The sequence below is a fragment of the Leclercia sp. S52 genome, from assembly GCF_039727615.1.
In the GTDB taxonomy this organism is placed as follows: Bacteria; Pseudomonadota; Gammaproteobacteria; order Enterobacterales; family Enterobacteriaceae; genus Enterobacter; species Enterobacter adecarboxylatus_B.
Genome location: NZ_CP152474.1, coordinates 203,137 through 226,013, shown reverse-complemented (window position 1 = coordinate 226,013; position 22,877 = coordinate 203,137). Strand labels below are relative to the sequence as shown.

General features: G+C 53.4%; 17 protein-coding genes and 5 tRNA genes. 3 read left to right on the top strand and 19 right to left on the bottom strand.

The genetic code is table 11. From position 1 onward, the window contains the following. The first annotated feature begins 255 nt into the window (after positions 1-255). Positions 256-561: a PTS sugar transporter subunit IIB gene (locus tag AAHB66_RS01045; RefSeq protein WP_039028885.1), complete on the top strand. Its 306-nt coding sequence runs from the start codon at positions 256-258 to the stop codon at positions 559-561. Between the two features lie 3 nt (positions 562-564). Further along, on the top strand, positions 565-882 hold the full coding sequence (locus AAHB66_RS01040) for a PTS lactose/cellobiose transporter subunit IIA (protein WP_347114903.1): 318 nt from the start codon (positions 565-567) through the stop codon (positions 880-882). Positions 883-1,026: 144 nt separating this feature from the next. On the opposite strand, the gene rpoC is transcribed toward AAHB66_RS01040, so the two are convergent. The 13 genes from rpoC to AAHB66_RS00975 form a co-directional block, all read right to left on the bottom strand. After that, positions 1,027-5,250, bottom strand: a complete 4,224-nt coding sequence (gene rpoC / locus AAHB66_RS01035) for a DNA-directed RNA polymerase subunit beta' (protein WP_347114902.1) — start codon at positions 5,248-5,250, stop codon at positions 1,027-1,029. A gap of 76 nt (positions 5,251-5,326) precedes the next feature. Further along, positions 5,327-9,355, bottom strand: coding sequence for a DNA-directed RNA polymerase subunit beta (gene rpoB, locus AAHB66_RS01030; RefSeq protein ID WP_142487806.1), 4,029 nt, complete (start codon positions 9,353-9,355; stop codon positions 5,327-5,329). Between the two features lie 319 nt (positions 9,356-9,674). Next, complete coding sequence (gene rplL, locus AAHB66_RS01025; RefSeq protein ID WP_142487805.1) at positions 9,675-10,040, bottom strand: 50S ribosomal protein L7/L12; 366 nt, start codon at positions 10,038-10,040, stop codon at positions 9,675-9,677. Between the two features lie 66 nt (positions 10,041-10,106). After that, positions 10,107-10,604 (bottom strand): 50S ribosomal protein L10, encoded by a 498-nt coding sequence (gene rplJ, locus AAHB66_RS01020; protein WP_001207203.1) that lies wholly within the window; start codon positions 10,602-10,604, stop codon positions 10,107-10,109. A gap of 291 nt (positions 10,605-10,895) precedes the next feature. Then, positions 10,896-11,600: a 50S ribosomal protein L1 gene (gene rplA, locus AAHB66_RS01015; protein WP_142487804.1), complete on the bottom strand. Its 705-nt coding sequence runs from the start codon at positions 11,598-11,600 to the stop codon at positions 10,896-10,898. Between the two features lie 3 nt (positions 11,601-11,603). Beyond that, positions 11,604-12,032 carry a 50S ribosomal protein L11 gene (gene rplK / locus AAHB66_RS01010; protein ID WP_032615878.1) on the bottom strand — a complete coding sequence of 143 codons (429 nt, stop codon included), beginning with the start codon at positions 12,030-12,032 and terminating at the stop codon, positions 11,604-11,606. Positions 12,033-12,186: 154 nt separating this feature from the next. Then, positions 12,187-12,732, bottom strand: a complete 546-nt coding sequence (nusG, locus tag AAHB66_RS01005; protein WP_003862341.1) for a transcription termination/antitermination protein NusG — start codon at positions 12,730-12,732, stop codon at positions 12,187-12,189. 1 nt (position 12,733) lies between these two features. After that, positions 12,734-13,117: a preprotein translocase subunit SecE gene (secE, locus tag AAHB66_RS01000; RefSeq protein ID WP_003862342.1), complete on the bottom strand. Its 384-nt coding sequence runs from the start codon at positions 13,115-13,117 to the stop codon at positions 12,734-12,736. A 230-nt stretch (positions 13,118-13,347) separates the two neighbouring features. After that, the gene (gene tuf, locus AAHB66_RS00995) at positions 13,348-14,532 is read right to left on the bottom strand and encodes an elongation factor Tu (protein ID WP_142487803.1); all 1,185 of its coding nucleotides are present in this window, start codon (positions 14,530-14,532) and stop codon (positions 13,348-13,350) included. 118 nt (positions 14,533-14,650) lie between these two features. Continuing rightward, positions 14,651-14,726, bottom strand: a tRNA-Thr gene (locus AAHB66_RS00990). 6 nt (positions 14,727-14,732) lie between these two features. Beyond that, positions 14,733-14,807, bottom strand: a tRNA-Gly gene (locus AAHB66_RS00985). A gap of 117 nt (positions 14,808-14,924) precedes the next feature. Continuing rightward, a tRNA-Tyr gene (locus AAHB66_RS00980) sits at positions 14,925-15,009 on the bottom strand. Between the two features lie 8 nt (positions 15,010-15,017). Continuing rightward, positions 15,018-15,093, bottom strand: a tRNA-Thr gene (locus AAHB66_RS00975). Between the two features lie 337 nt (positions 15,094-15,430). On the opposite strand from AAHB66_RS00975, the gene coaA reads away from it, so the two are divergent. Further along, positions 15,431-16,381: a type I pantothenate kinase gene (gene coaA, locus AAHB66_RS00970; RefSeq protein WP_347114901.1), complete on the top strand. Its 951-nt coding sequence runs from the start codon at positions 15,431-15,433 to the stop codon at positions 16,379-16,381. A 50-nt stretch (positions 16,382-16,431) separates the two neighbouring features. Here coaA and dppF read toward each other — a convergent pair whose 3' ends face one another. The 6 genes from dppF to AAHB66_RS00940 form a co-directional block, all read right to left on the bottom strand. After that, the gene (gene dppF, locus AAHB66_RS00965; RefSeq protein ID WP_347114900.1) at positions 16,432-17,445 is read right to left on the bottom strand and encodes a dipeptide ABC transporter ATP-binding subunit DppF; all 1,014 of its coding nucleotides are present in this window, start codon (positions 17,443-17,445) and stop codon (positions 16,432-16,434) included. Continuing rightward, positions 17,442-18,425, bottom strand: coding sequence for a dipeptide ABC transporter ATP-binding protein (gene dppD / locus AAHB66_RS00960; RefSeq protein WP_347114899.1), 984 nt, complete (start codon positions 18,423-18,425; stop codon positions 17,442-17,444). The genes dppF and dppD overlap by 4 nt, the downstream gene beginning before the upstream one ends. A gap of 10 nt (positions 18,426-18,435) precedes the next feature. Continuing rightward, positions 18,436-19,338 (bottom strand): dipeptide ABC transporter permease DppC, encoded by a 903-nt coding sequence (dppC, locus tag AAHB66_RS00955; protein ID WP_347114898.1) that lies wholly within the window; start codon positions 19,336-19,338, stop codon positions 18,436-18,438. A gap of 9 nt (positions 19,339-19,347) precedes the next feature. Then, positions 19,348-20,367 (bottom strand): dipeptide ABC transporter permease DppB, encoded by a 1,020-nt coding sequence (gene dppB, locus AAHB66_RS00950; protein ID WP_333852808.1) that lies wholly within the window; start codon positions 20,365-20,367, stop codon positions 19,348-19,350. 161 nt (positions 20,368-20,528) lie between these two features. Continuing rightward, entirely contained in the window at positions 20,529-22,136 is a 1,608-nt protein-coding gene (gene dppA, locus AAHB66_RS00945) for a dipeptide ABC transporter periplasmic-binding protein DppA (RefSeq protein ID WP_347114897.1), read from the bottom strand. Positions 22,137-22,784: 648 nt separating this feature from the next. Next, positions 22,785-22,861: transfer RNA gene (locus AAHB66_RS00940), tRNA-Pro, on the bottom strand. Between the last annotated feature and the right edge of the window lie 16 nt (positions 22,862-22,877).

The window sequence follows — 22,877 nt, the reverse complement described above, 5'->3', positions numbered from 1 at the left end:
ACGTAACCTCATCAACGGGCCATTGTCAGCCTGAGCATGTTTTTTTTACGCTTATTCCGTCAGCCGGGGATGCTGACCAGGGCGGAAAGCTTCTTCCTCGTTCCGCCCTGCCTTTCCCCGTTCTGTAACAATTGTAACCGGTTTCAGAAAATGCGGGTTTCTTTGTGATGCCTCACACACAATCGCGGTAACGCGGTTGTCGAAGCGGGCTACGCGGGATAATTATCAATAAACACATGTACATTGAGGCTGACTATGAAGAACATCGTTTTATGCTGTGCAGCGGGAATGTCCACCAGCATGCTGGTTCAACGCATGAAAGACGCCGCGCAGAAAAAAGGGGTCGAAGTAACCATTAAAGCCGTACCGGTTGCTGAGTTTAAAGATGAAATCGCCGCAGCCGACATTGTGTTGCTTGGCCCGCAGGTCAAATACGAACTCAATAATCTTCAGGCACAGGCAGAACCGCTGGGCAAAAAAGTCGCGGTTATCGACATGATGGATTACGGCATGATGAAAGGCGATGCCGTCCTCGAAAAAGCCCTCAAGCTGCTGGAGTGACCCATGGAAGATTTAGAAACCATTATTATGGAGCTGCTGGTGAATGCCGGTGCAGCCCGCAGTTCAGCATTAACCGCCCTGCAGATGGCGCGTAAAGGTGAATTTGCCGACGCGGAAAAAGCGATGGAAGAGTCGCGTGAATTCGTTAAGCATGCGCACACCATCCAGACGAAGCTGATCGGTATGGATGAAGGCACCGGCAAGCTACCGGTTAACCTGATTACCGTTCACTCTCAGGACCACCTGATGAACGCGATGGTGATTCAGGATCTGGCGGGAGATATGATCGAGCTGTATCGCCGGTTACCGCTGGTGAACTAACACGCCCGGTGGCGCTACGCTTACCGGGCCTACAACGACCCCGAACCGTAGGCCGGGTAAGCGCAGCGCCACCCGGCAACAGCCGCACCAGACACGCAAAAAAAAACCCGCCGAAGCGGGTTTTTTTATGGGCTGACGTCACGATTACTCGTTGTCAGAACCGCCCAGGCCTGCGTTCAGCAGCTCTGCCAGGCTGGCAGAGGCGTCTTCAGCAGTCACCTGTGGTGCAGCTGGGATTTCGCCCGCTGCGCGACGGCGCATACGATCCTGGTGGTACGCATAACCGGTACCGGCCGGGATCAGACGACCCACAATAACGTTCTCTTTCAGACCGCGCAGTTCGTCGCGTTTGCCCGCAACAGCTGCTTCGGTAAGCACACGAGTGGTCTCCTGGAACGATGCCGCGGAGATGAAGGACTCGGTTGCCAGAGACGCTTTGGTGATACCCAGCAGGTCACGTGCGAAGGTCGCACTGAGTTTGCCGTTCGCTTCCAGATCGCGGTTAGCGATCTTAACGCGAGAGTATTCAACCTGCTCACCTTCGAGGAAGTCGGAGCTACCGGCATTCACGATGGTGGCTTTACGTAGCATCTGACGAACGATAACTTCGATGTGCTTATCGTTGATCTTAACGCCTTGCAGACGGTAAACGTCCTGTACTTCGTTGGTGATGTAACGCGTTACCGCGTGGACGCCACGAAGACGCAGAATGTCGTGCGGTGCTTCCGGACCGTCGGAAACCACGTCACCACGTTCTACACGTTCACCTTCAAACACGTTGAGCTGACGCCATTTTGGAATCATCTCTTCGTACGGATCGCTGCCATCCAGCGGCGTGATCACCAGACGGCGCTTCCCTTTGGTCTCTTTACCGAAGGAAATGATACCGCTGATTTCAGCCAGGATTGCCGGCTCTTTCGGACGACGTGCTTCGAACAGGTCCGCAACGCGTGGCAGACCACCGGTGATATCTTTGGTACCGCTGGATTCCTGTGGAATACGCGCCAGAGCATCACCCGCACCGATCTGAACACCATCTTCCAGCTGAACAATCGCTTTACCTGGCAGGAAGTACTGAGCCGGCATGTCGGTGCCCGGGATCAGAACATCGTTGCCATTAGCATCAACGATTTTCAGTGCTGGACGCAGATCTTTACCACCCGCGGTACGTTCTGCAGAATCCAGAACCACCAGGGAAGAGAGACCGGTCAGGTCGTCGGTCTGACGAGTAATCGTCTGGCCGTCGATCATATCGGTGAAGCGAATGAAACCAGCCACTTCGGTGATTACCGGCATGGTGTGTGGATCCCAGTTCGCTACGGTTTCGCCGCCAGCAACCTGTTCGCCATCGCCTTTCGCCATAACAGCACCGTAAGGCACTTTATAGCTCTCTTTGGTACGACCGAATTCGTCGATCAGCTTCAGCTCGGTGTTACGAGAAGTCACAACCAGCTTGCCGGAAGAGTTAACAACCGACTTCGCGTTGTTGAGCTTGATGCTACCTTTGTTTTTCACCTGGATGCTGGATTCAGCAGCCGCACGAGATGCCGCACCACCGATGTGGAACGTACGCATCGTCAGCTGTGTACCCGGCTCACCGATGGACTGTGCCGCGATAACACCGATCGCTTCACCTTTGTTGATGATGTGGCCACGCGCCAGGTCACGACCGTAGCAGTGCGCACATACACCAAAGTCGGTGTCACAGGATACAACGGAACGTACTTTCACTGAGTCAACAGAGTTGGCTTCCAGCAGGTCACACCAGTGCTCGTGCAGCAGCGTGTTGCGTGGAACCAGGATGTCTGCAGTACCCGGCTTCAGAATGTCTTCCGCAGTAACACGACCCAGAACGCGATCGCGCAGTGGCTCTTTAACATCACCACCCTCGATAACCGGGGTCATGGTGATACCTTCGAGGGTGCCACAATCGTCTTCGGTAACAACCAGATCCTGCGCAACGTCAACCAGACGACGCGTCAGATAACCGGAGTTCGCAGTTTTCAGTGCGGTATCCGCCAGACCTTTACGAGCACCGTGCGTGGAGATGAAGTACTGGAGTACGTTCAGACCTTCACGGAAGTTCGCGGTGATTGGCGTTTCGATGATGGAGCCATCTGGCTTCGCCATCAGACCACGCATACCTGCCAGCTGACGAATCTGTGCTGCAGAACCACGCGCACCGGAGTCGGCCATCATGTAGATGCTGTTGAAGGAAACCTGCTGCTCTTCGACGCCGTCACGGTTAATAACGGTTTCGGTCTGCAGGTTGTCCATCATCGCTTTGGATACACGATCGTTCGCCGCTGCCCAGATATCGATAACTTTGTTATAGCGTTCGCCCGCGGTGACCAGACCAGACTGGAACTGCTCCTGGATCTCAGCAACTTCGGCTTCCGCTTCAGAGATGATCTCGTGTTTCTTCTCTGGGATGACCATGTCATCGATACCAACAGAGGCACCTGAACGCGCTGCATAAGCAAAGCCGGTGTACATTGTCTGGTCAGCGAAGATTACGGTCGGCTTCAGGCCCAGGATGCGGTAACAGGTGTTCAGCATCTTGGAGATCGCTTTCTTGCCCAGCGCCTGGTTGACGATGGAGAAAGGCAGACCTTTCGGTACGATCATCCACAAAATCGCACGGCCAACGGTCGTGTCAATCAGGCTGGTTTTCGCAACGAGTTCGCCGTTTTCAGCTTTTTCATACTCGGTGATACGCACTTTTACACGCGCATGCAGAGAGGCCAGGCCAGCGCGATAAATACGCTCAGCTTCTTTCGGGCCAGTCAGCACCATGCCTTCGCCTTTGGCGTTAACACAGTCACGGGTCATGTAGTACAGACCCAGTACAACGTCCTGAGAAGGAACGATAATTGGTTCACCGTTCGCTGGGGACAGGATGTTGTTGGTAGACATCATCAGCGCACGCGCTTCGAGCTGGGCTTCCAGCGTCAGCGGTACGTGAACAGCCATCTGGTCACCATCGAAGTCGGCGTTATAGGCCGCACAGACCAGCGGGTGCAGCTGGATAGCTTTACCTTCGATCAGTACTGGCTCAAAGGCCTGGATACCCAGACGGTGCAGGGTTGGTGCACGGTTCAGCAGTACCGGGTGTTCGCGGATCACTTCGTCCAGGATATCCCAAACGACAGCTTCTTCACGCTCAACCATCTTCTTAGCGGCTTTGATGGTGGTGGCCAGGCCACGCAGTTCCAGCTTGCCGTAGATGAACGGTTTGAACAGCTCCAGTGCCATTTTCTTCGGCAGACCGCACTGATGCAGACGCAGGTATGGACCTACGGTGATTACAGAACGACCGGAGTAGTCAACACGCTTACCGAGCAGGTTCTGACGGAAACGACCCTGTTTACCTTTGATCATGTCGGCCAAAGATTTCAGAGGACGTTTGTTCGAACCGGTGATCGCACGACCGCGACGACCGTTATCCAGCAGGGCATCTACCGCTTCCTGCAGCATACGTTTTTCGTTGCGTACGATGATATCTGGCGCAGCCAGATCCAGCAGACGTTTCAGACGGTTGTTACGGTTAATGACGCGACGATACAGATCGTTCAGGTCAGAAGTAGCGAAACGACCACCATCCAGCGGAACCAGCGGACGTAGATCTGGCGGCAGAACCGGCAGAACGGTCAGGATCATCCACTCTGGTTTGTTACCAGACTGAACGAACGCTTCCAGCAGTTTGATACGCTTGGTCAGCTTTTTACGCTTGGTTTCGGAGTTGGTTTCGTTCAGCTCTTCACGCAGCTGCTCGCACTCCTGCTCCAGATCCATGCTCTTCAGCAGGGCCTGGATAGCTTCCGCACCCATCTTCGCGTCGAATTCGTCACCGAACTCTTCCAGCGCGTCCAGATACTGTTCTTCGGTCAGAATCTGGTTGCGTTCCAGGTTCGTCATCCCGCCTTCGATAACAACATAAGATTCGAAGTACAGTACACGTTCGATATCGCGCAGCGGCATATCCAGCAGCAGACCGATACGTGACGGCAGAGATTTCAGGAACCAGATGTGGGCAGTCGGAGACGCCAGCTCGATGTGGCCCATGCGCTCACGACGCACTTTAGTCTGGGTCACTTCAACGCCGCACTTCTCACAGATCACACCACGGTGTTTCAGGCGCTTGTACTTACCGCACAGGCACTCGTAATCTTTTACTGGCCCGAAAATACGCGCACAGAAAAGGCCGTCACGCTCAGGTTTGAACGTACGGTAGTTGATGGTTTCTGGCTTTTTAACTTCACCAAAAGACCATGAACGGATCATGTCTGGCGAGGCCAGAGCAATTTTGATCGCATCAAACTCTTCGGTTTTAGTTTGCGCTTTCAGAAACTTTAATAAGTCTTTCACGGATTTGCTCCCGTCGGAGTTAGCACAATCTGGTGCCGGAAACTACTCCGGCACCAGTGACCTGTTTGAGCGAGAGTTACTCGTCTTCCAGTTCGATGTTGATACCCAGCGAACGAATCTCTTTCAACAGTACGTTGAAGGACTCTGGCATGCCCGGTTCCATCTGATGGTTGCCGTCCACGATGTTTTTATACATCTTGGTACGACCGTTCACGTCATCAGACTTAACGGTGAGCATTTCCTGCAGGGTGTATGCCGCGCCGTATGCTTCAAGCGCCCACACTTCCATCTCCCCGAAGCGCTGACCACCGAACTGCGCCTTACCACCCAGCGGCTGCTGAGTAACCAGGCTGTAAGAACCGGTAGAACGCGCGTGCATCTTGTCATCAACCAGGTGGTTCAGTTTCAGCATGTACATGTAGCCAACGGTTACCTGGCGCTCGAACTGCTCACCGGTACGACCGTCGAACAGAGTGATCTGGCCAGAACTTGGCAGGCCACCCAGCTGTAACAGTTCCTTGATTTCAGACTCTTTCGCACCATCGAAGACTGGCGTTGCGATTGGCATACCTTTTTTCAGGTTCTCAGCCAGACGCAGCACTTCTTCATCGCTGAAGGTGTTCAGGTCGACTTTCTGACGAACATCAGTACCCAGATCGTACGCACGCTGGATGAACTCGCGCAGTTTCGCGACTTCCTGCTGCTGTTTCAGCATGGCGTTGATCTTATCGCCGATGCCTTTTGCAGCCATACCCAGGTGAGTTTCAAGGATCTGACCAATGTTCATACGAGACGGTACGCCCAGCGGGTTCAGTACGATATCTACCGGCGTACCGTTAGCATCGTGCGGCATATCTTCGATCGGGTTGATCTTAGAAATAACACCCTTGTTACCGTGACGACCTGCCATCTTATCACCAGGCTGGATCTGACGTTTAACGGCCAGATAAACCTTAACAATCTTCAGCACGCCCGGTGCCAGATCGTCGCCCTGAGTGATTTTACGGCGTTTCGCTTCGAGTTTTTTCTCGAACTCGTGTTTCAGTTCGTCATACTGCTCAGCCAGCTGTTCCAGCTGATTTTGTTTCTCTTCGTCGGCCAGGCCCAGTTCCAGCCAGCGGTCACGTGGCAGCTTGTCGAGCTTCTCAGCTTCAACACCACCGGCAACCAGCACCGCGTAGATACGACCAAACAGGCCAGCTTCAAGGATCTGCAGCTCTTCAGACAGGTCTTTCTTAGCCTGCTTCAGCTGCATCTCTTCGATTTCCAGCGCACGTTTGTCTTTTTCTACGCCATCGCGAGTAAAGACCTGAACGTCGATAACCGTACCGGAAACACCGTTAGGCACACGCAGAGAAGAGTCTTTAACATCAGACGCTTTCTCACCAAAGATCGCGCGCAGCAGTTTCTCTTCTGGCGTCAGCTGGGTTTCACCTTTCGGCGTAACCTTACCAACCAGAATGTCGCCGCCGGTCACTTCTGCACCGATGTAAACGATACCGGACTCATCCAGCTTGGAGAGCGCAGCTTCACCCACGTTAGGGATGTCAGCGGTGATCTCTTCTGGCCCCAGCTTGGTGTCACGGGACACGCACGCCAGTTCCTGGATGTGAATAGTGGTGAAACGATCTTCCTGAACCACACGCTCGGAGACCAGGATGGAGTCTTCGAAGTTGTAACCGTTCCACGGCATGAACGCTACGCGCATGTTCTGACCGAGCGCCAGTTCACCGAGGTCGGTGGACGGGCCGTCAGCCAGCACGTCGCCGCGCTCAATTGGCTCACCCAGAGACACACATGGCATCTGGTTGATACAGGTGTTCTGGTTAGAACGGGTGTACTTGGTCAGGTTGTAGATGTCGATACCTGCTTCGCCTGCATGCATCTCGTCTTCGTTAACTTTGATAACGATACGGGAAGCATCGACGTACTGAACAGTACCGCCACGTTTAGCAACTGCAGTAACACCGGAGTCAACGGCAACAGCACGTTCCATACCGGTACCAACCAGCGGCTTATCAGCGCGCAGAGTTGGAACGGCCTGACGTTGCATGTTCGCACCCATCAATGCACGGTTGGCGTCATCGTGTTCCAGGAACGGGATCAGGGACGCACCGACGGAAACCACCTGCTGGGTGGAAACGTCCATGTAGTCAACCTGGTCGCGGCTGAACAAGCTGGATTCGCCTTTGCTACGGCAAGTTACCAGGTCTTCTACAAAGTGGCCTTCGTCATCCAGGTTGGAGTTCGCCTGAGCGATGACGTAGTTACCTTCTTCGATAGCAGACAGGTAGTGAATTTCATCGGTTACAACACCGTCAGTCACTTTACGATACGGGGTTTCAAGGAAACCGTATTCGTTAGTCTGTGCGTACACGGACAGGGAGTTGATCAGACCGATGTTTGGACCTTCAGGCGTTTCGATTGGACATACGCGACCGTAGTGAGTCGGGTGTACGTCTCGAACTTCAAAGCCTGCGCGCTCACGGGTCAGACCGCCCGGGCCGAGTGCAGAGATACGACGCTTGTGCGTGATCTCAGACAGCGGGTTGTTCTGGTCCATAAACTGAGACAGCTGGCTGGAACCAAAGAACTCTTTCACTGCTGCAGAGATCGGCTTGGCGTTGATCATATCCTGAGGCATCAGGGTATCCAGATCGCCCAGAGACAGACGCTCTTTCACCGCACGCTCTACACGTACCAGGCCAACGCGGAACTGGTTTTCCGCCATTTCGCCTACGGAACGGATACGACGGTTGCCGAGGTGGTCGATATCGTCCACTTCGCCTTTACCGTTACGGATATCGATGAGCTTCTTCATCACTTCGATGATGTCTTCTTTGCTCAGGATACCGGAACCTTCGATCGCGTCACGCAGCAGAGAACGGTTGAACTTCATACGACCAACCGCGGACAGATCGTAGCGGTCTTCGGAGAAGAACAGGTTCTCGAACAGGCTTTCAGCCGCTTCGCGAGTCGGTGGCTCACCCGGGCGCATCATGCGGTAGATTTCTACCAGCGCGCTCAGACGATCGGTGGTTGGGTCGACACGTACGGTTTCGGACATGTACGGACCGTGGTCCAGATCGTTGGTGAACAGCGTTTCGATACGCTTGTGGCCAGACTGGCTCAGCTTAGCCAGCAGATCCAGGCTCAGCTCCATGTTAGCCGGGCAGATCAGCTCGCCAGTGGATGCATCAACGTAGTCTTTTGCAGCTACTTTTCCAGCAATGTACTCAACCGGAACTTCGATGTGTTTGATATCATCTTTTTCCAGCTGACGGATGTGGCGCGCGGTAATACGGCGGCCTTTTTCCACATACACTTTGCCGTCGGCTTCGATGTCGAACGATGCGGTATCACCACGCAGACGCTCAGGCACCAGCTCCATTTGCAGCTTGTTGTCGCGAATTTCAAAGACAACTTTTTCAAAGAACAGATCAAGAATCTGCTCAGTGGTGTAGTTCAGTGCACGCAGAATGATGGTCGCAGGCAGTTTACGACGACGGTCGATACGGACAAACAGGTTGTCTTTCGGATCGAACTCGAAGTCCAGCCAGGAACCACGGTAAGGAATGATACGCGCGTTATACAGTACTTTACCGGAAGAGTGTGTTTTACCTTTATCGCTGTCGAAGAAGACGCCCGGGCTACGGTGCAGCTGGGAAACGATAACACGCTCAGTACCGTTGATAACGAAAGTACCGTTGTCGGTCATGAGCGGAATTTCGCCCATGTAGACTTCTTGTTCTTTAATGTCTTTAACGGTGCCTTCCGGCGCTTCGCGCTCGTAGATCACCAGACGCAGTTTAACGCGCAGCGGTGCCGAGTAGGTCACGCCACGGATTTGACATTCCTGAACGTCAAATACCGGTTCGCCAAGGCGGTAGCTGACGTATTGCAGCTCGGAATTACCGCTGTAGCTCTTAATCGGGAACACGGAACGGAAGGCTGCTTCCAGACCGTACTGCCCTTCAGGATCTTGCTCGATAAACTTCTGGAACGAGTCAAGCTGGATAGAAAGGAGATATGGAATGTCCAGAACTTGTGGACGTTTACCAAAATCCTTACGAATACGTTTTTTCTCGGTATAGGAGTAAACCATAGGGTTCCTCAGCTCGCTGACAAGTCGACCCATCTGTCCATTGGCGGACAGTTTGTGCAACACCATTTTGTTGATCGGAAAATCGAACACTTTCCGCAATGCCTGTTGCTATCACGCTTAAACCATTTCATTGCGATTTACCCAGAGCGAGCACCCTGTCGCAGTATATTAAGTCGTCGATAGAAACAAGCATTGTCAGGACAGCCAGCAGTCAAACAGTGTGAAACTCTACTGGCGCCTTACAGCGCAAAAAAGGCTGGTGACTAAAAAGTCACCAGCCATCAGCCTAATTTCTCAGGCTGCAACCGGAAGGGTTGGCTTATTTAACTTCAACTTCAGCGCCAGCTTCTTCCAGAGATTTTTTCAGTGCTTCTGCGTCGTCTTTGCTCACGCCTTCTTTCAGCGCAGCTGGAGCAGATTCTACCAGGTCTTTAGCTTCTTTCAGACCCAGGCCAGTTGCAGCACGTACTGCTTTGATTACAGCAACTTTGTTCGCGCCAGCAGCTTTCAGAACTACGTCGAATTCAGTTTTTTCTTCAGCAGCTTCAGCCGGGCCAGCAGCTACAGCTACAGCAGCAGCAGCGGAAACACCGAATTTTTCTTCCATTGCAGTGATCAGTTCTACAACGTCCATTACGGACATAGCTGCAACTGCTTCAATGATTTGATCTTTAGTGATAGACATTTAAATTGTTCCTGAAAATCAGAATAAGTTTATACGTAAGCGAATACTTGATAAAGATGACTGCTATTAAGCAGCTTCTTTCGCATCGCGAACAGCAGCCAGAGTGCGAACCAGTTTGCCAGCCGAAGCTTCTTTCATGGTTGCCATCAGGCGTGCAATTGCTTCTTCGTAGGTCGGCAGGGTTGCCAGGCGATCGATTTGCGATGCCGGGATCAACTCACCTTCAAAGGCTGCAGCTTTAACCTCGAATTTTGCATTCGCTTTCGCGAACTCTTTGAACAGACGAGCAGCAGCGCCCGGGTGTTCCATAGAGTATGCAATCAAGGTTGGACCAACAAACGTGTCTTTCAGGCACTCGAACTGAGTACCTTCAACTACGCGGCGCAGCAGGGTGTTACGAACAACACGCATGTAAACGCCAGCTTCACGACCTGCTTTACGCAGTTCAGTCATTTTATCTACAGTAACGCCACGGGAATCCGCAACTACTGCAGACAGCGCGCCTTTGGCTACTTCGCTGACTTCAGCAACAATCGCTTGTTTGTCTTGAAGATTTAAAGCCATTAGCTTTGCTCCTGGATGTTTGCCGGAACTCATGTTCCGGAACTCACTTCACTCTTCCCAACGGGAAGAGCGTCTTAATACGGTGAGCAGAAACAAGCCAGAGTATCCAAAAATAATCTTAGCGTTCTGTCACCGTCTACGCAGGGCATTAAGTCTCTTGCGAAACACCTGCGGTCTTCGACGGAGGCCTGGATTAGGCCAGGCTCCAACGAACAAATCTTTTAGCCGCTAACTATTGTTAGCAAACGTGGGGGTAAGATTGTAGACAAATCCACCGCCCACGTAAAGGCATTAGTTTGCAGCAGCGCTCAGGCCAGCCTGGTCAACTGCAACACCTGCACCCATGGTGGTGGAGATGCTAACTTTCTTGATGTACACGCCTTTCGCCTGAGTTGGTTTTGCTTTTTTCAGCGCAACCAGCAGAGATTCCAGGTTTTCTTTCAGTTTGTCAGCGTCAAAGTCCACTTTACCGATGGTGGTGTGGATGATGCCGTTTTTGTCGTTACGATAACGAACCTGACCTGCTTTAGCGTTCTTAACCGCTTCAGCAACGTTAGGGGTTACGGTACCAACTTTCGGGTTTGGCATCAGGCCGCGTGGACCCAGAACCTGGCCCAGCTGGCCAACAACGCGCATTGCATCCGGGGAAGCAATAACAACGTCAAAGTTCATTTCGCCTTTCTTGATCTGATCAGCCAGATCTTCCATACCTACCAGTTCAGCGCCGGCAGCTTTAGCAGCTTCAGCGTTTGCACCCTGAGCAAATACAGCTACGCGTACGGAACGGCCAGTACCGTGTGGCAGTACAGTTGCGCCACGAACGTTCTGATCGGATTTACGAGCATCGATACCGAGGTTAACAGCAACGTCAACGCTTTCTACGAACTTAGCGGTAGCCAGTTCTTTCAGCAGAGCGATTGCTTCGTTGATGTCGTATTGTTTGGTCGCATCAACTTTGCCACGGATTACGGACATGCGCTTGGTCAGTTTAGCCATTTCTTAGTCCTCCACTACCAGGCCCATGGAACGTGCAGTACCTTCGATGGAGCGAGTCATCGCTTCAACGTCGGAACCAGTCATGTCGGCAGCTTTGGTCTGCGCGATTTCCTGCAGCTGAGCGCGGGAAATTTTACCCACTTTGTCTTTGTTCGGCTTGCCGGAACCAGACTTGATACCAGCCGCTTTTTTCAGCAGAACTGCTGCCGGCGGGGTCTTGGTAACGAAAGTGAAAGAACGGTCAGCGTAAACAGTGATTACGACTGGGATTGGCAGACCTTTTTCCAGGGATTCGGTTTTGGCGTTGAACGCTTTACAGAATTCCATGATGTTAACACCCTGCTGACCCAGAGCTGGACCAACTGGTGGACTTGGGTTTGCCATACCAGCTGCAACCTGCAGCTTGACGTAGGCTTGTACTTTCTTAGCCATTGTAAAATCCTCTGATTGGGTTTTAGCGCCTCAAGGAGGCTCCCCGTGATAAAATTCGTTTTACGGATGCAATCCATAAAAACAAAAGGCGCGAAATTGTAGTCCAATCTCGCGCCCTGTGCAACGATTAAATCGTCGCTTTTTTGATCGCTGCTTAGGCTTTTTCTACCTGGGCAAAGTCCAGTTCTACCGGGGTCGCACGACCGAAGATAGAAACGGAAACTTTCAGGCGGGACTTCTCATAGTCCACTTCTTCAACCACGCCGTTAAAGTCAGCAAACGGACCGTCATTAACACGAACCATTTCACCCGGTTCAAACAGCGTTTTAGGACGCGGCTTATCACCAACCTGCTGCAGGCGGTTCATAATCGCATCAACTTCTTTGTCGCTGATTGGCGCCGGACGGTCAGACGTGCCGCCGATAAAGCCCATTACGCGCGGGACGCTACGCACTAAGTGCCAGCTTGCATCGTTCATCACCATCTGAACAAGCACGTAACCCGGGAAGAATTTGCGTTCGCTTTTGCGACGCTGGCCGCCACGGATCTCGACCACTTCTTCGGTCGGAACCATAACTTCGCCAAACAACTCTTCCATATTATGTAATTTGATATGCTCACGCAGCGACGTTGCTACGCGGCCTTCAAAACCGGAAAACGCCTGAACGACGTACCAGCGCTTTTTAGGGGCTTCAGACATCTCAGAACCTCAGGCCAGTGATAAAGGATACCAGGCGAACCAGAATACCATCCAGTCCCCACAGGATCAGTGACATTACAGCGGTAACCGCAGCTACAATCAGCGTGGTGTGCAATGTTTCCTGGCGAGTCGGCCAAATGACCTTACGGACTTCGGTTCTCGCTTCGCGGGCAAAAGCGACGGTCGCTTTACCTTTGGTCGTCAACAGCGCGACACCACCCGCTGCAGCAATCAGAATTACCACTGCCAGCGCGCGTAGCGGCAGCATCATGTCGCGATAAAGGTAGTTGCCAACGATTGCCACGATCAACAATACGGCTACCACTACCCATTTCATCGCTTCCAGGCCGCGCCCGCTCCCTTGAGCTTCGGTATTCGCACTCATAAACCAACCTGTCAGAAGTATTCTACAAACATTTTCACCCCGCGATAGCGAGGCGAACCAAACCGAAATGCTCTGTTGCGTTTCGGACTAAAACGCCCTCTTCAGAGCCTGTCTCAGCAATGATTATGACAAATAAAATCACTGATGAGCCAGGTTCTGGTTCGAAAGCGTGCAAAAAGGGCATCAAATGATGCCCTTTTCATGCGCATTGCGTCAAATGTTATCAGCAATTAGCCGAGAACTTTAGCAACAACGCCCGCGCCAACAGTACGGCCGCCTTCACGGATTGCGAAACGCAGACCGTCATCCATCGCGATTGGGTGGATCAGTGTAACAACCATCTTGATGTTGTCGCCTGGCATTACCATCTCAACGCCTTCTGGCAGTTCGATGGTACCGGTCACGTCAGTAGTACGGAAGTAGAACTGTGGACGGTAGCCTTTGAAGAACGGAGTATGACGGCCGCCTTCGTCTTTGGACAGGATGTACACTTCAGATTCGAACTTGGTGTGCGGCTTGATTGAGCCTGGCTTAGCCAGAACCTGACCACGTTCGATTTCTTCACGTTTGATACCACGCAGCAGAACACCAACGTTCTCACCGGCACGGCCTTCGTCCAGCAGTTTGCGGAACATTTCAACGCCGGTACAGGTAGACTTGGCAGTCTCTTTGATACCAACGATTTCAACTTCTTCGCCAACTTTAACGATACCGCGCTCTACACGACCGGTAACAACGGTACCACGGCCGGAGATGGAGAATACGTCTTCGATAGGCAGCAGGAACGGCTTGTCAATCGCACGCTCTGGCTCTGGGATGTAGGAATCCAGGTAGCCAGCCAGTTCGATGATTTTCTCTTCCCACTCTGCTTCGCCTTCCAGCGCTTTCAGCGCGGAACCGCGAACGATTGGGGTGTCATCGCCCGGGAAGTCGTACTGAGACAGCAGCTCACGCACTTCCATCTCAACCAGTTCCAGCAGCTCTTCGTCATCAACCATGTCGCATTTGTTCAGGAACACGATGATGAAAGGAACGCCTACCTGACGACCCAGCAGGATGTGCTCACGGGTCTGAGGCATAGGGCCGTCAGTCGCAGCAACAACCAGGATCGCGCCGTCCATCTGCGCAGCACCGGTGATCATGTTTTTAACATAGTCGGCGTGGCCCGGGCAGTCTACGTGTGCGTAGTGGCGAGTCGGGGTGTCATATTCAACGTGGGAAGTGTTGATGGTGATACCACGAGCTTTTTCTTCTGGCGCGTTATCGATCTGGTCGAATGCACGAGCAGAACCACCGTAGGTTTTAGCCAGTACGGTAGTGATTGCAGCGGTCAGCGTTGTTTTACCATGGTCAACGTGGCCGATAGTACCGACGTTAACGTGCGGTTTTGTACGTTCAAACTTTTCTTTAGACATCGATTGTCCCTCTAAGACACGGATAAATCGGTGATATCACCACATCAACCAGGCGAAATGCCTGAACTGTTGAATACATTTAAATTGAAACAGAGAGAAACGGGAGGGAGAAGTGAAGTGGTGCTGATACCCAGAGTCGAACTGGGGACCTCACCCTTACCAAGGGTGCGCTCTACCAACTGAGCCATATCAGCACGTATTGGAGCGGGCAGCGGGAATCGAACCCGCATCATCAGCTTGGAAGGCTGAGGTAATAGCCATTATACGATGCCCGCATCCTGAAACTCGGCTACCCAGTTCTTTCTGTAACAAAAAAAGAGATTTCTCTCTTTTTAAGTTCGAGCTGGCTAATTTTTTCAACCAGCTCCGGCGGCGCTAACGCTGCCAGAAAGTGGTGGTGGGGGAAGGATTCGAACCTTCGAAGTCTGTGACGGCAGATTTACAGTCTGCTCCCTTTGGCCGCTCGGGAACCCCACCGGACTTGATGGTGCCGACTACCGGAATCGAACTGGTGACCTACTGATTACAAGTCAGTTGCTCTACCTACTGAGCTAAGTCGGCATCAAGTAGCGCGCATTTTAGGGAGACCCGCAGGTTCATGCAACTAAAAATTTGCATAAATCGTTCTTTCGCTCACATTTTGTGCGAGAAGAGCGAATAACGCTGTAATTCCAGGCAAATGCGGGCAAATATTCATCATTTACAGCCCTGAAAAGGGGGCAAACCCGGTCTGTGACGATTCCCGCTTAACGCAACACCGGGCCATATTTTTTCTTATTATTCGGCCCATCTGATGTTAACCTCCTGCGCATTGTCCAAAATTAACTATTATGTGATGTGCCCTACCCCGCACGGCTAACCTCTACTGTGGGATAAGACGCCTCACTCAAGCATGCTTATGAGCAAAAAAGAGCAAACGTTAATGACGCCTTATCTCCAGTTTAGCCGCAGCCAGTGGGCTGCTCTGCGTGACTCCGTCCCCATGACCTTAACGGAAGGCGAAATCGCACGGCTAAAAGGGATAAACGAAGACCTGTCGCTTGAAGAAGTGGCTGAAATTTATTTGCCTCTATCGCGTTTGCTGAATTTCTATATCAGTTCCAACCTCCGCCGACAGGCCGTACTGGAGCAGTTCCTCGGTACTAACGGGCAGCGCATTCCTTATATCATCAGTATTGCCGGCAGCGTCGCCGTGGGTAAAAGCACCACCGCACGTGTTCTGCAGGCGCTGCTGAGCCGCTGGCCGGAACACCGCAGCGTGGAGCTGATCACCACCGACGGCTTCCTGCACCCTAACGAGGTGTTAAAGGAACGCGGGCTAATGAAGAAGAAGGGCTTCCCGCTCTCTTATGATATGCATCGTCTGGTGAAATTCGTGTCGGACCTGAAGTCCGGCGTACCAAACGTGACGGCGCCGGTCTATTCGCACCTGATTTACGACCGCATCCCTGACGGGGATAAAACGGTGGTGCAGCCGGACATCCTGATTCTGGAAGGGTTAAACGTTCTGCAGAGCGGAATGGATTATCCCCACGATCCGCATCATGTTTTTGTCTCTGACTTTGTCGATTTCTCTATCTACGTCGATGCGCCGGAAGATCTGCTGCAGAACTGGTATATCAATCGCTTCCTTAAGTTCCGCGAAGGAGCGTTCACCGATCCTGACTCTTACTTCCATAACTACGCCCAGCTCTCGAAAGACGAGGCCGTTAATGTGGCGACGTCGCTATGGAATGAGATCAACTACGTGAACCTGAAAGAGAACATTCTGCCAACGCGCGAGCGCGCCAGCCTGATCCTCACCAAGAGTGAGAAACACGCTGTCGACCAGATTCGTTTACGGAAATAGTCTTGTATTGTCCCAATAAAAAACCGGCTTATCGCCGGTTTTTTTATGACTTACGCCAGAGGCTTTTCGCCGTTTTCATCCTGATCGACAGCGAAGCAGGCCACCAGTTGACCGCCGTAGTCTTTCAACTGCGGTTGTAGCTGGGTGCAGGGTCCAAAGCGACGACGGCAACGGGCGTTGAAGGCACAGCCCGGCGGCGGATTGAGCGGGCTTGGCAGCTCGCCGGTCAGCTTAATGCGTTCCCGACGATCGTCCGGGTTCAGGCGCGGTGTCGCTGAGAGCAGCGCCTGGGTATAAGGATGGCGAGGGTTATTAAAGATCTGATCTTTCGTCCCCTTCTCCACGCAGCGCCCCAGATACATCACCATCACTTCATCCGCAATGTGCTCTACCACCGACAGGTCGTGAGAGATGAAGACGTACGACAGGCCTAAATCCTGCTGCAGATCCATCATCAGGTTCAGCACCTGCGCACGAACGGACACGTCGAGCGCGGAGACCGGTTCATCGGCGATCACCACGTCCGGGTCGAGCATCAGGCCACGGGCGATAGCGATACGCTGACGCTGGCCGCCGGAGAACATATGCGGATAGCGATCGTAGTGCTCGGTCTTGAGTCCCACTTTTGCCATCATCGCCAGCGCCTTCTCGCGACGCTGCTCTTTGCTCAACGTGGAGTTAATCTGCAGCGGCTCCTCCAGAATCTGCCCCACTTTCTTACGCGGGTTCAGGGAACCATACGGGTTCTGGAACACAATCTGGATTTTCTGGCGACGCAGCTTCTGCGCGTCGGGATCGTGCTTGAGCAGATCCTGCCCCTGATAGTACAGCTCACCCCCGGTCGGGGTTTCAATCATAGTCAGCAGACGGCCCAGGGTGGATTTCCCACAGCCGGACTCCCCTACCACCGCCAGCGTTTTGCCGCGCTCCAGGGTAAAGGAGACGCCGTCCAGCGCTTTCACCAGGCGTTCCGGGGCAAACAGCCCCTTCTTCACCGGGTAGTGTTTTTTCAGATCGATAGCCTGCAACAGCGGCTGTTGCATGGTGGCCTCTTGCGTACTCATAGTGTGGGCCTCCCGGCGTCATCGAGTGGGTAGTGACATTTAGACTGACGGCCGTCGCTGAGAGTATAGAGCTCCGGCTCATCAACGCGGCATTTGTCCGTGGCATACGGGCAGCGCGGGTTCAGCAGACAGCCGGTCGGGCGGTCGTATTTACCCGGAACCACGCCCGGCAGCGACGCCAGACGCGCCTTGTCCTGGGCAAACTCCGGCAGCGCGCGCAGCAGCGCCTGGGTATAAGGATGACGCGGGGCGCGGAAGATATCGTGCGAGCTGCCGGTTTCCACTACCTGTCCGGCGTACATCACGATGATTTTATGCGCCGCTTCGGCCACTAACGCCAGGTCATGGGTGATCAGGATGAGCGCCATGTTCTCTTTCTGCTGCAGCTCCAGCAGCAGCTCGATGATCTGCGCCTGAATGGTCACGTCCAGCGCGGTCGTTGGTTCATCAGCAATCAGCAGCTTCGGACGACAGGCAATCGCCATGGCAATCATCACGCGCTGGCTCATCCCACCGGACAGCTGGTGCGGATAGACATCCAGGCGCGAGGACGGGTCAGGAATACCCACCTGGGTCAGCAGGTCGATCGCCCGCTGACGGCGGGTTTTCTTATTCCCACCCTGATGCACCTTAATCGCTTCCATAATCTGGAAACCGACGGTATAGCATGGGTTGAGGCTGGTCATCGGATCCTGGAAGATCATCGCCACTTCGGCGCCGACCAGATTGCGACGCTCTTTTTCAGAGATACGCTTCAGATCCTGACCGTTGAACGCCAGGCTTTCCGCCATTACGCGGCCTGGGTAATCAATCAACCCCATGATCGCCAGCGAGCTGACCGATTTACCGGAACCTGACTCACCCACGATGCCGACGACTTCACCCTGATTTACGCTGTAGCTGACCCGATCTACGGCGCGAAACTCGGAGCCCACGTCACCGAAGTGCACCGATAATTTATCTACATTTAATAACGCCATCTCGTGCCTCTTACTGCTTCAGTTTGGGATCAAGTGCATCACGCAGACCATCACCCATCAGGTTAAATGCCAGCACCGTCAGGAGGATCGCCAGACCCGGGAAGGTCACAACCCACCAGGCGCTTTGCGCGAACTGCAACACGTCGGAGAGCATGGTGCCCCACTCCGGTGTTGGCGGTTGCGCACCCATGCCAAGGAAGCCAAGAGCGGCCATATCGAGAATGGCGTTAGAGAAACCGAGCGACGCCTGAACAATCAGCGGCGCAAGGCAGTTTGGAAGAATATTGACGAACATCTGACGCATCGCGCCCGCACCCGCCACGCGAGACGCAGTAACGTAGTCACGGTTCACTTCCACCAGCACCGCCGCACGGGTTAATCGCACGTAGTGAGGAAGCGCCACGAAGGTCAGGGCCAGAGCGGCGTTGCCGATTGACGGGCCAAAGATCGCCACCAGTACCAGCGCCAGCAGCAGGCTCGGCAGGGCCAGCATGATGTCGACAATACGCATGATGGTATTATCCACCAGACCGCCGAAGTAACCCGCGACCAGGCCGAGAACAACCCCTAGGACCAGCGAGAGCACGACCACCAGACAGCCCACCAGCAGAGAGAGACGCGCACCGTACATCAGACGCGACAGCACATCGCGGCCTACGTCGTCGGTACCTAACAGGTGGGCGAATGTTCCGCCCTCCTGCCAGGCCGGCGGTGCCAGCAGCATGTCGCGGAACTGGTCCGCCGGGTTATACGGCGCCAGCACGTTGGCAAATACGGCGATAAGGATCATGATGGTGACATACACCAGACCGACAACCGCGCCTTTGTTGCGTTTGAAGTAGTGCCAGAACTCCTGCAGCGGCGTCATTGGCACCGGTGCAGCGACAACTTTGTTTTCAGAAACGTGTGACATGATGGCCCCTTACTTCTTATGACGAATACGCGGGTTCACCACGCCGTACAGCAAATCGACCAGCAGGTTGACGAGGATAATCATCGTCGCCACCAGCAGTACACCGCCCTGCACCACCGGATAATCACGGCGTTGCAGTGCGTCAATCAGCCAGCGCCCCAGGCCCGGCCAGGAGAAGATGGTTTCGGTCAGGATCGCCCCTGCCAACAACGTCCCCACCTGCAGGCCGATAACCGTGACGACCGGCAGCATGGCGTTACGCAGAGCATGAACGATGATCACCCGCATGCGGGTCAGGCCTTTGGCGCGGGCGGTACGGATGTAATCCTCACCCAGCACTTCCAGCATCGAAGAACGGGTCATACGCACGATAACCGCCAGCGGGATCGTACCCAGCACCATGGCTGGCAGGATCATATGCGCCAGCGCATCGATAAAGTTGCCCTCTTCACCCCAGATGGCCGTGTCGATCAGCATAAAGCCGGTCAGCGGGTTGGAGTCATCGAGGAAGACCATATCGCTGACGCGTCCGGAGACGGGGGTCAGGTTCCACTGCACCGATACCAGCATGATCAGCATCATGCCCCACCAGAAGATAGGCATGGAGTAGCCGGTCAGCGCCAGGCCAACGGCGGTATGATCGAAGATAGAGCCACGTTTTACCGCAGCCAGCACGCCCACCGGGATACCCACGGCGACGGCAAAAATCATGGCGCAGACACCGAGTTCCAGCGTTGCTTTAAATCGTGGTACGAACTCTTCCCACACCGGCAGACGGCTTTTCAGCGAAATACCTAAATCACCATGCATCACCCCCCAGATATAGTGGAGATACTGCTGCCACATCGGCTTATCCAGCCCCAGTTCGGCTAACAGCTGCGCATGACGTTCAGGAGAAATTCCACGCTCACCCGCCATAATCATGACCGGGTCACCGGGGATCATATGGACGAAGGCAAAGGTGAGAAGGGTGATACCGATAAACGTGGGGATAACAAGTCCCAGACGTCGGAGGATGAACTGCAACATAACCCGGATTCTCTCTAATGACGTACGCCTGGAGGCGCGACGTCTGTATTGCTCACAAATGTAAATTCCCTCTCCCTTTGGGAGAGGGTTAGGGTGAGGGGATGCATGCACGACCCTCACCCCTGCCCTCTCCCAAAGGGAGAGGGAGAACACCCTACTTATTATTCAACAGACACGTTTTCGAAGTGGTGTTTGCCCAGTGGATCAACCACATAGCCTTTAACTTCTTTACGCACTGGCTCATACACGGTTGAGTGAGCCACGATCAGTGCTGGCGCCTGGTCATGCATCACAACCTGAGCCTGTTTGTACAGTTCGATACGTTTGTTGTGATCTTCTGCAGCACGCGCTGGCTGAATCAGATCTTCAAACGGCTTGTAACACCAGCGAGAGTAGTTAGAACCGTCTTTCGCCGCGGCGCAGCTGAACAGGGTCGCGAAGAAGTTATCCGGATCCCCATTATCGCCGGTCCAGCCCATCATCACCGCCTGGTGCTCACCGGCTTTAGCACGCTTCAGGTACTCGCCCCACTCGTAGGTCACGATCTTGGCCTGAACGCCGATTTTCGCCCAGTCAGCCTGAACCATCTCGGCCATACGGCGCGCGTTCGGGTTGTAAGGACGCTGTACTGGCATCGCCCACAGCTCAACGGTAAAGCCTTTATCCTGGCCGGCTTCTTTCAGCAGCGCTTTCGCTTTCTCAGGATCGTAGCTGTAGTCTTTCACATCGTCGTTGTAGCCCCACATGGTTGGTGGGATCAGGTTCTTCGCGGCAACGCCAGCGCCCTGATAAACGGCCTTGATGATCGCTTCTTTGTTCACCGCGTAGGTCAGCGCCTGACGCACTTTCACGTCATCAAACGGTTTCTTCTCGGTGTTGAAGGAGAGATAGCCGACGTTCAGACCCGCCTGCTCCAGCAGGTTGATGTTTTTGTCCTGCTTCATGCGCGCGATGTCAGCCGGGTTCGGGTACGGCATCACCTGGCACTCGTTCTTCTGCAGCTTGGCGTAACGCACGGAGGCGTCAGGCGTGATGGAGAAGACCAGACGGTCGATCTGCGGCTTGGTGCCCCAGAAACCTTCGAACGCTTTGTAGAGAATACGGGAGTCTTTCTGATACTGCTGCAGCTGGAATGGACCGGTACCGATTGGGTTCAGGTCAACTTTCTCCGGCGTGCCGGCTTTCAGCATGTTGTCAGCATATTCTTTTGACAGAATAGAGGCGAAGTCCATGGCCAGGTCAGCCAGGAACGGTGCTTCAGGACGAGTCAGCACGAACTGAACGGTGTTGTCGTCCACTTTTTTGATTTCGCTGATCAGGTCTGGCAGGCCCATCCCTTCGAAGTACTCATAGCTGCCGCCAGAGACTTTATGGTACGGGTTCTGGGCATTCTTCTGACGATCGAAGGAGAACACCACGTCGTCTGCATTCAGATCGCGCGTTGGTTTGAACTCTTTGCTGTCCTGCCACTTCACGCCAGGACGCAGGTGGAAGGTATAGGTTTTACCGTCTTCGCTGATTTCCCACTTCTCAGCCAGACCCGGAATAACTTCCGTGGTGCCGGTTTTGAATTCAACCAGACGGTTATAAATGGGTACAGAGCTGGCGTCGTACGTCGTACCAGAGGTAAAGAGCTGTGGGTTAAAGCCTTCCGGCGAGCCTTCAGAACAGTAGACCAGGGTTTTTGCCTGTACGCCTGCTGCGACGGTCATGGCCACCAGGCTCAGACCAAGCTTCAGCATCCCTGACTTCTTCAAGGAAATACTCATTGTTATTCTGCTCCAATGTGATGTTTTTTGTTGTGTTACTCCGCCTGACCTTTAATTTATTTTTTACCCGGTCCGGTCGGTGTTGCCCTGAGGCGTTATAAGGGATGGAGATTCCTTTCAGAAGAGCGACTGAGTTGCAGCGCAGATCCTCCCTGAATTGCCCCTCGTGCCCTACAATCTGTCAACAGAATGTGAAAACGTCAATACAGGTGACGGGGATTTACGCTAAGTGTGAGAATTGGCAAACAAAGATTAAAAAAACTACCGAGGCGTATTTTCAGCAGGGAAATTTATGCTACCCGCCATGATGCAGCACAACTCTCTGTTCATTCTGCTACAACCAGTGATTAACATTTATTCAACCGGGGTAAATTTTCTTACGGAATGGCGATTATCTGCGCACTAAATGCCATGAACGTTAAAACGCACAGCGGAAAATGCTGAGGTTATCCATAAGCAACGCGAAAAAAGATCATTCCATATATAAAAAAATACAATGGAATATGTCACAAAAACGTTAACAGGCAGGGGGGAACGAGAGGTAAACCGTATTTTAAGACGTCTGGGAAGATAAGGCTTTAATGCGATGAATTTCTGCGGACGATAAATGCAAAAAAACCCCTGCTCAAAGAGCAGGGGTTTCGAATGTGGTCGGCGAGAGAGGATTCGAACCTCCGACCCACTGGTCCCAAACCAGTTGCGCTACCAAGCTGCGCTACTCGCCGAATGCGGAGCGCATCT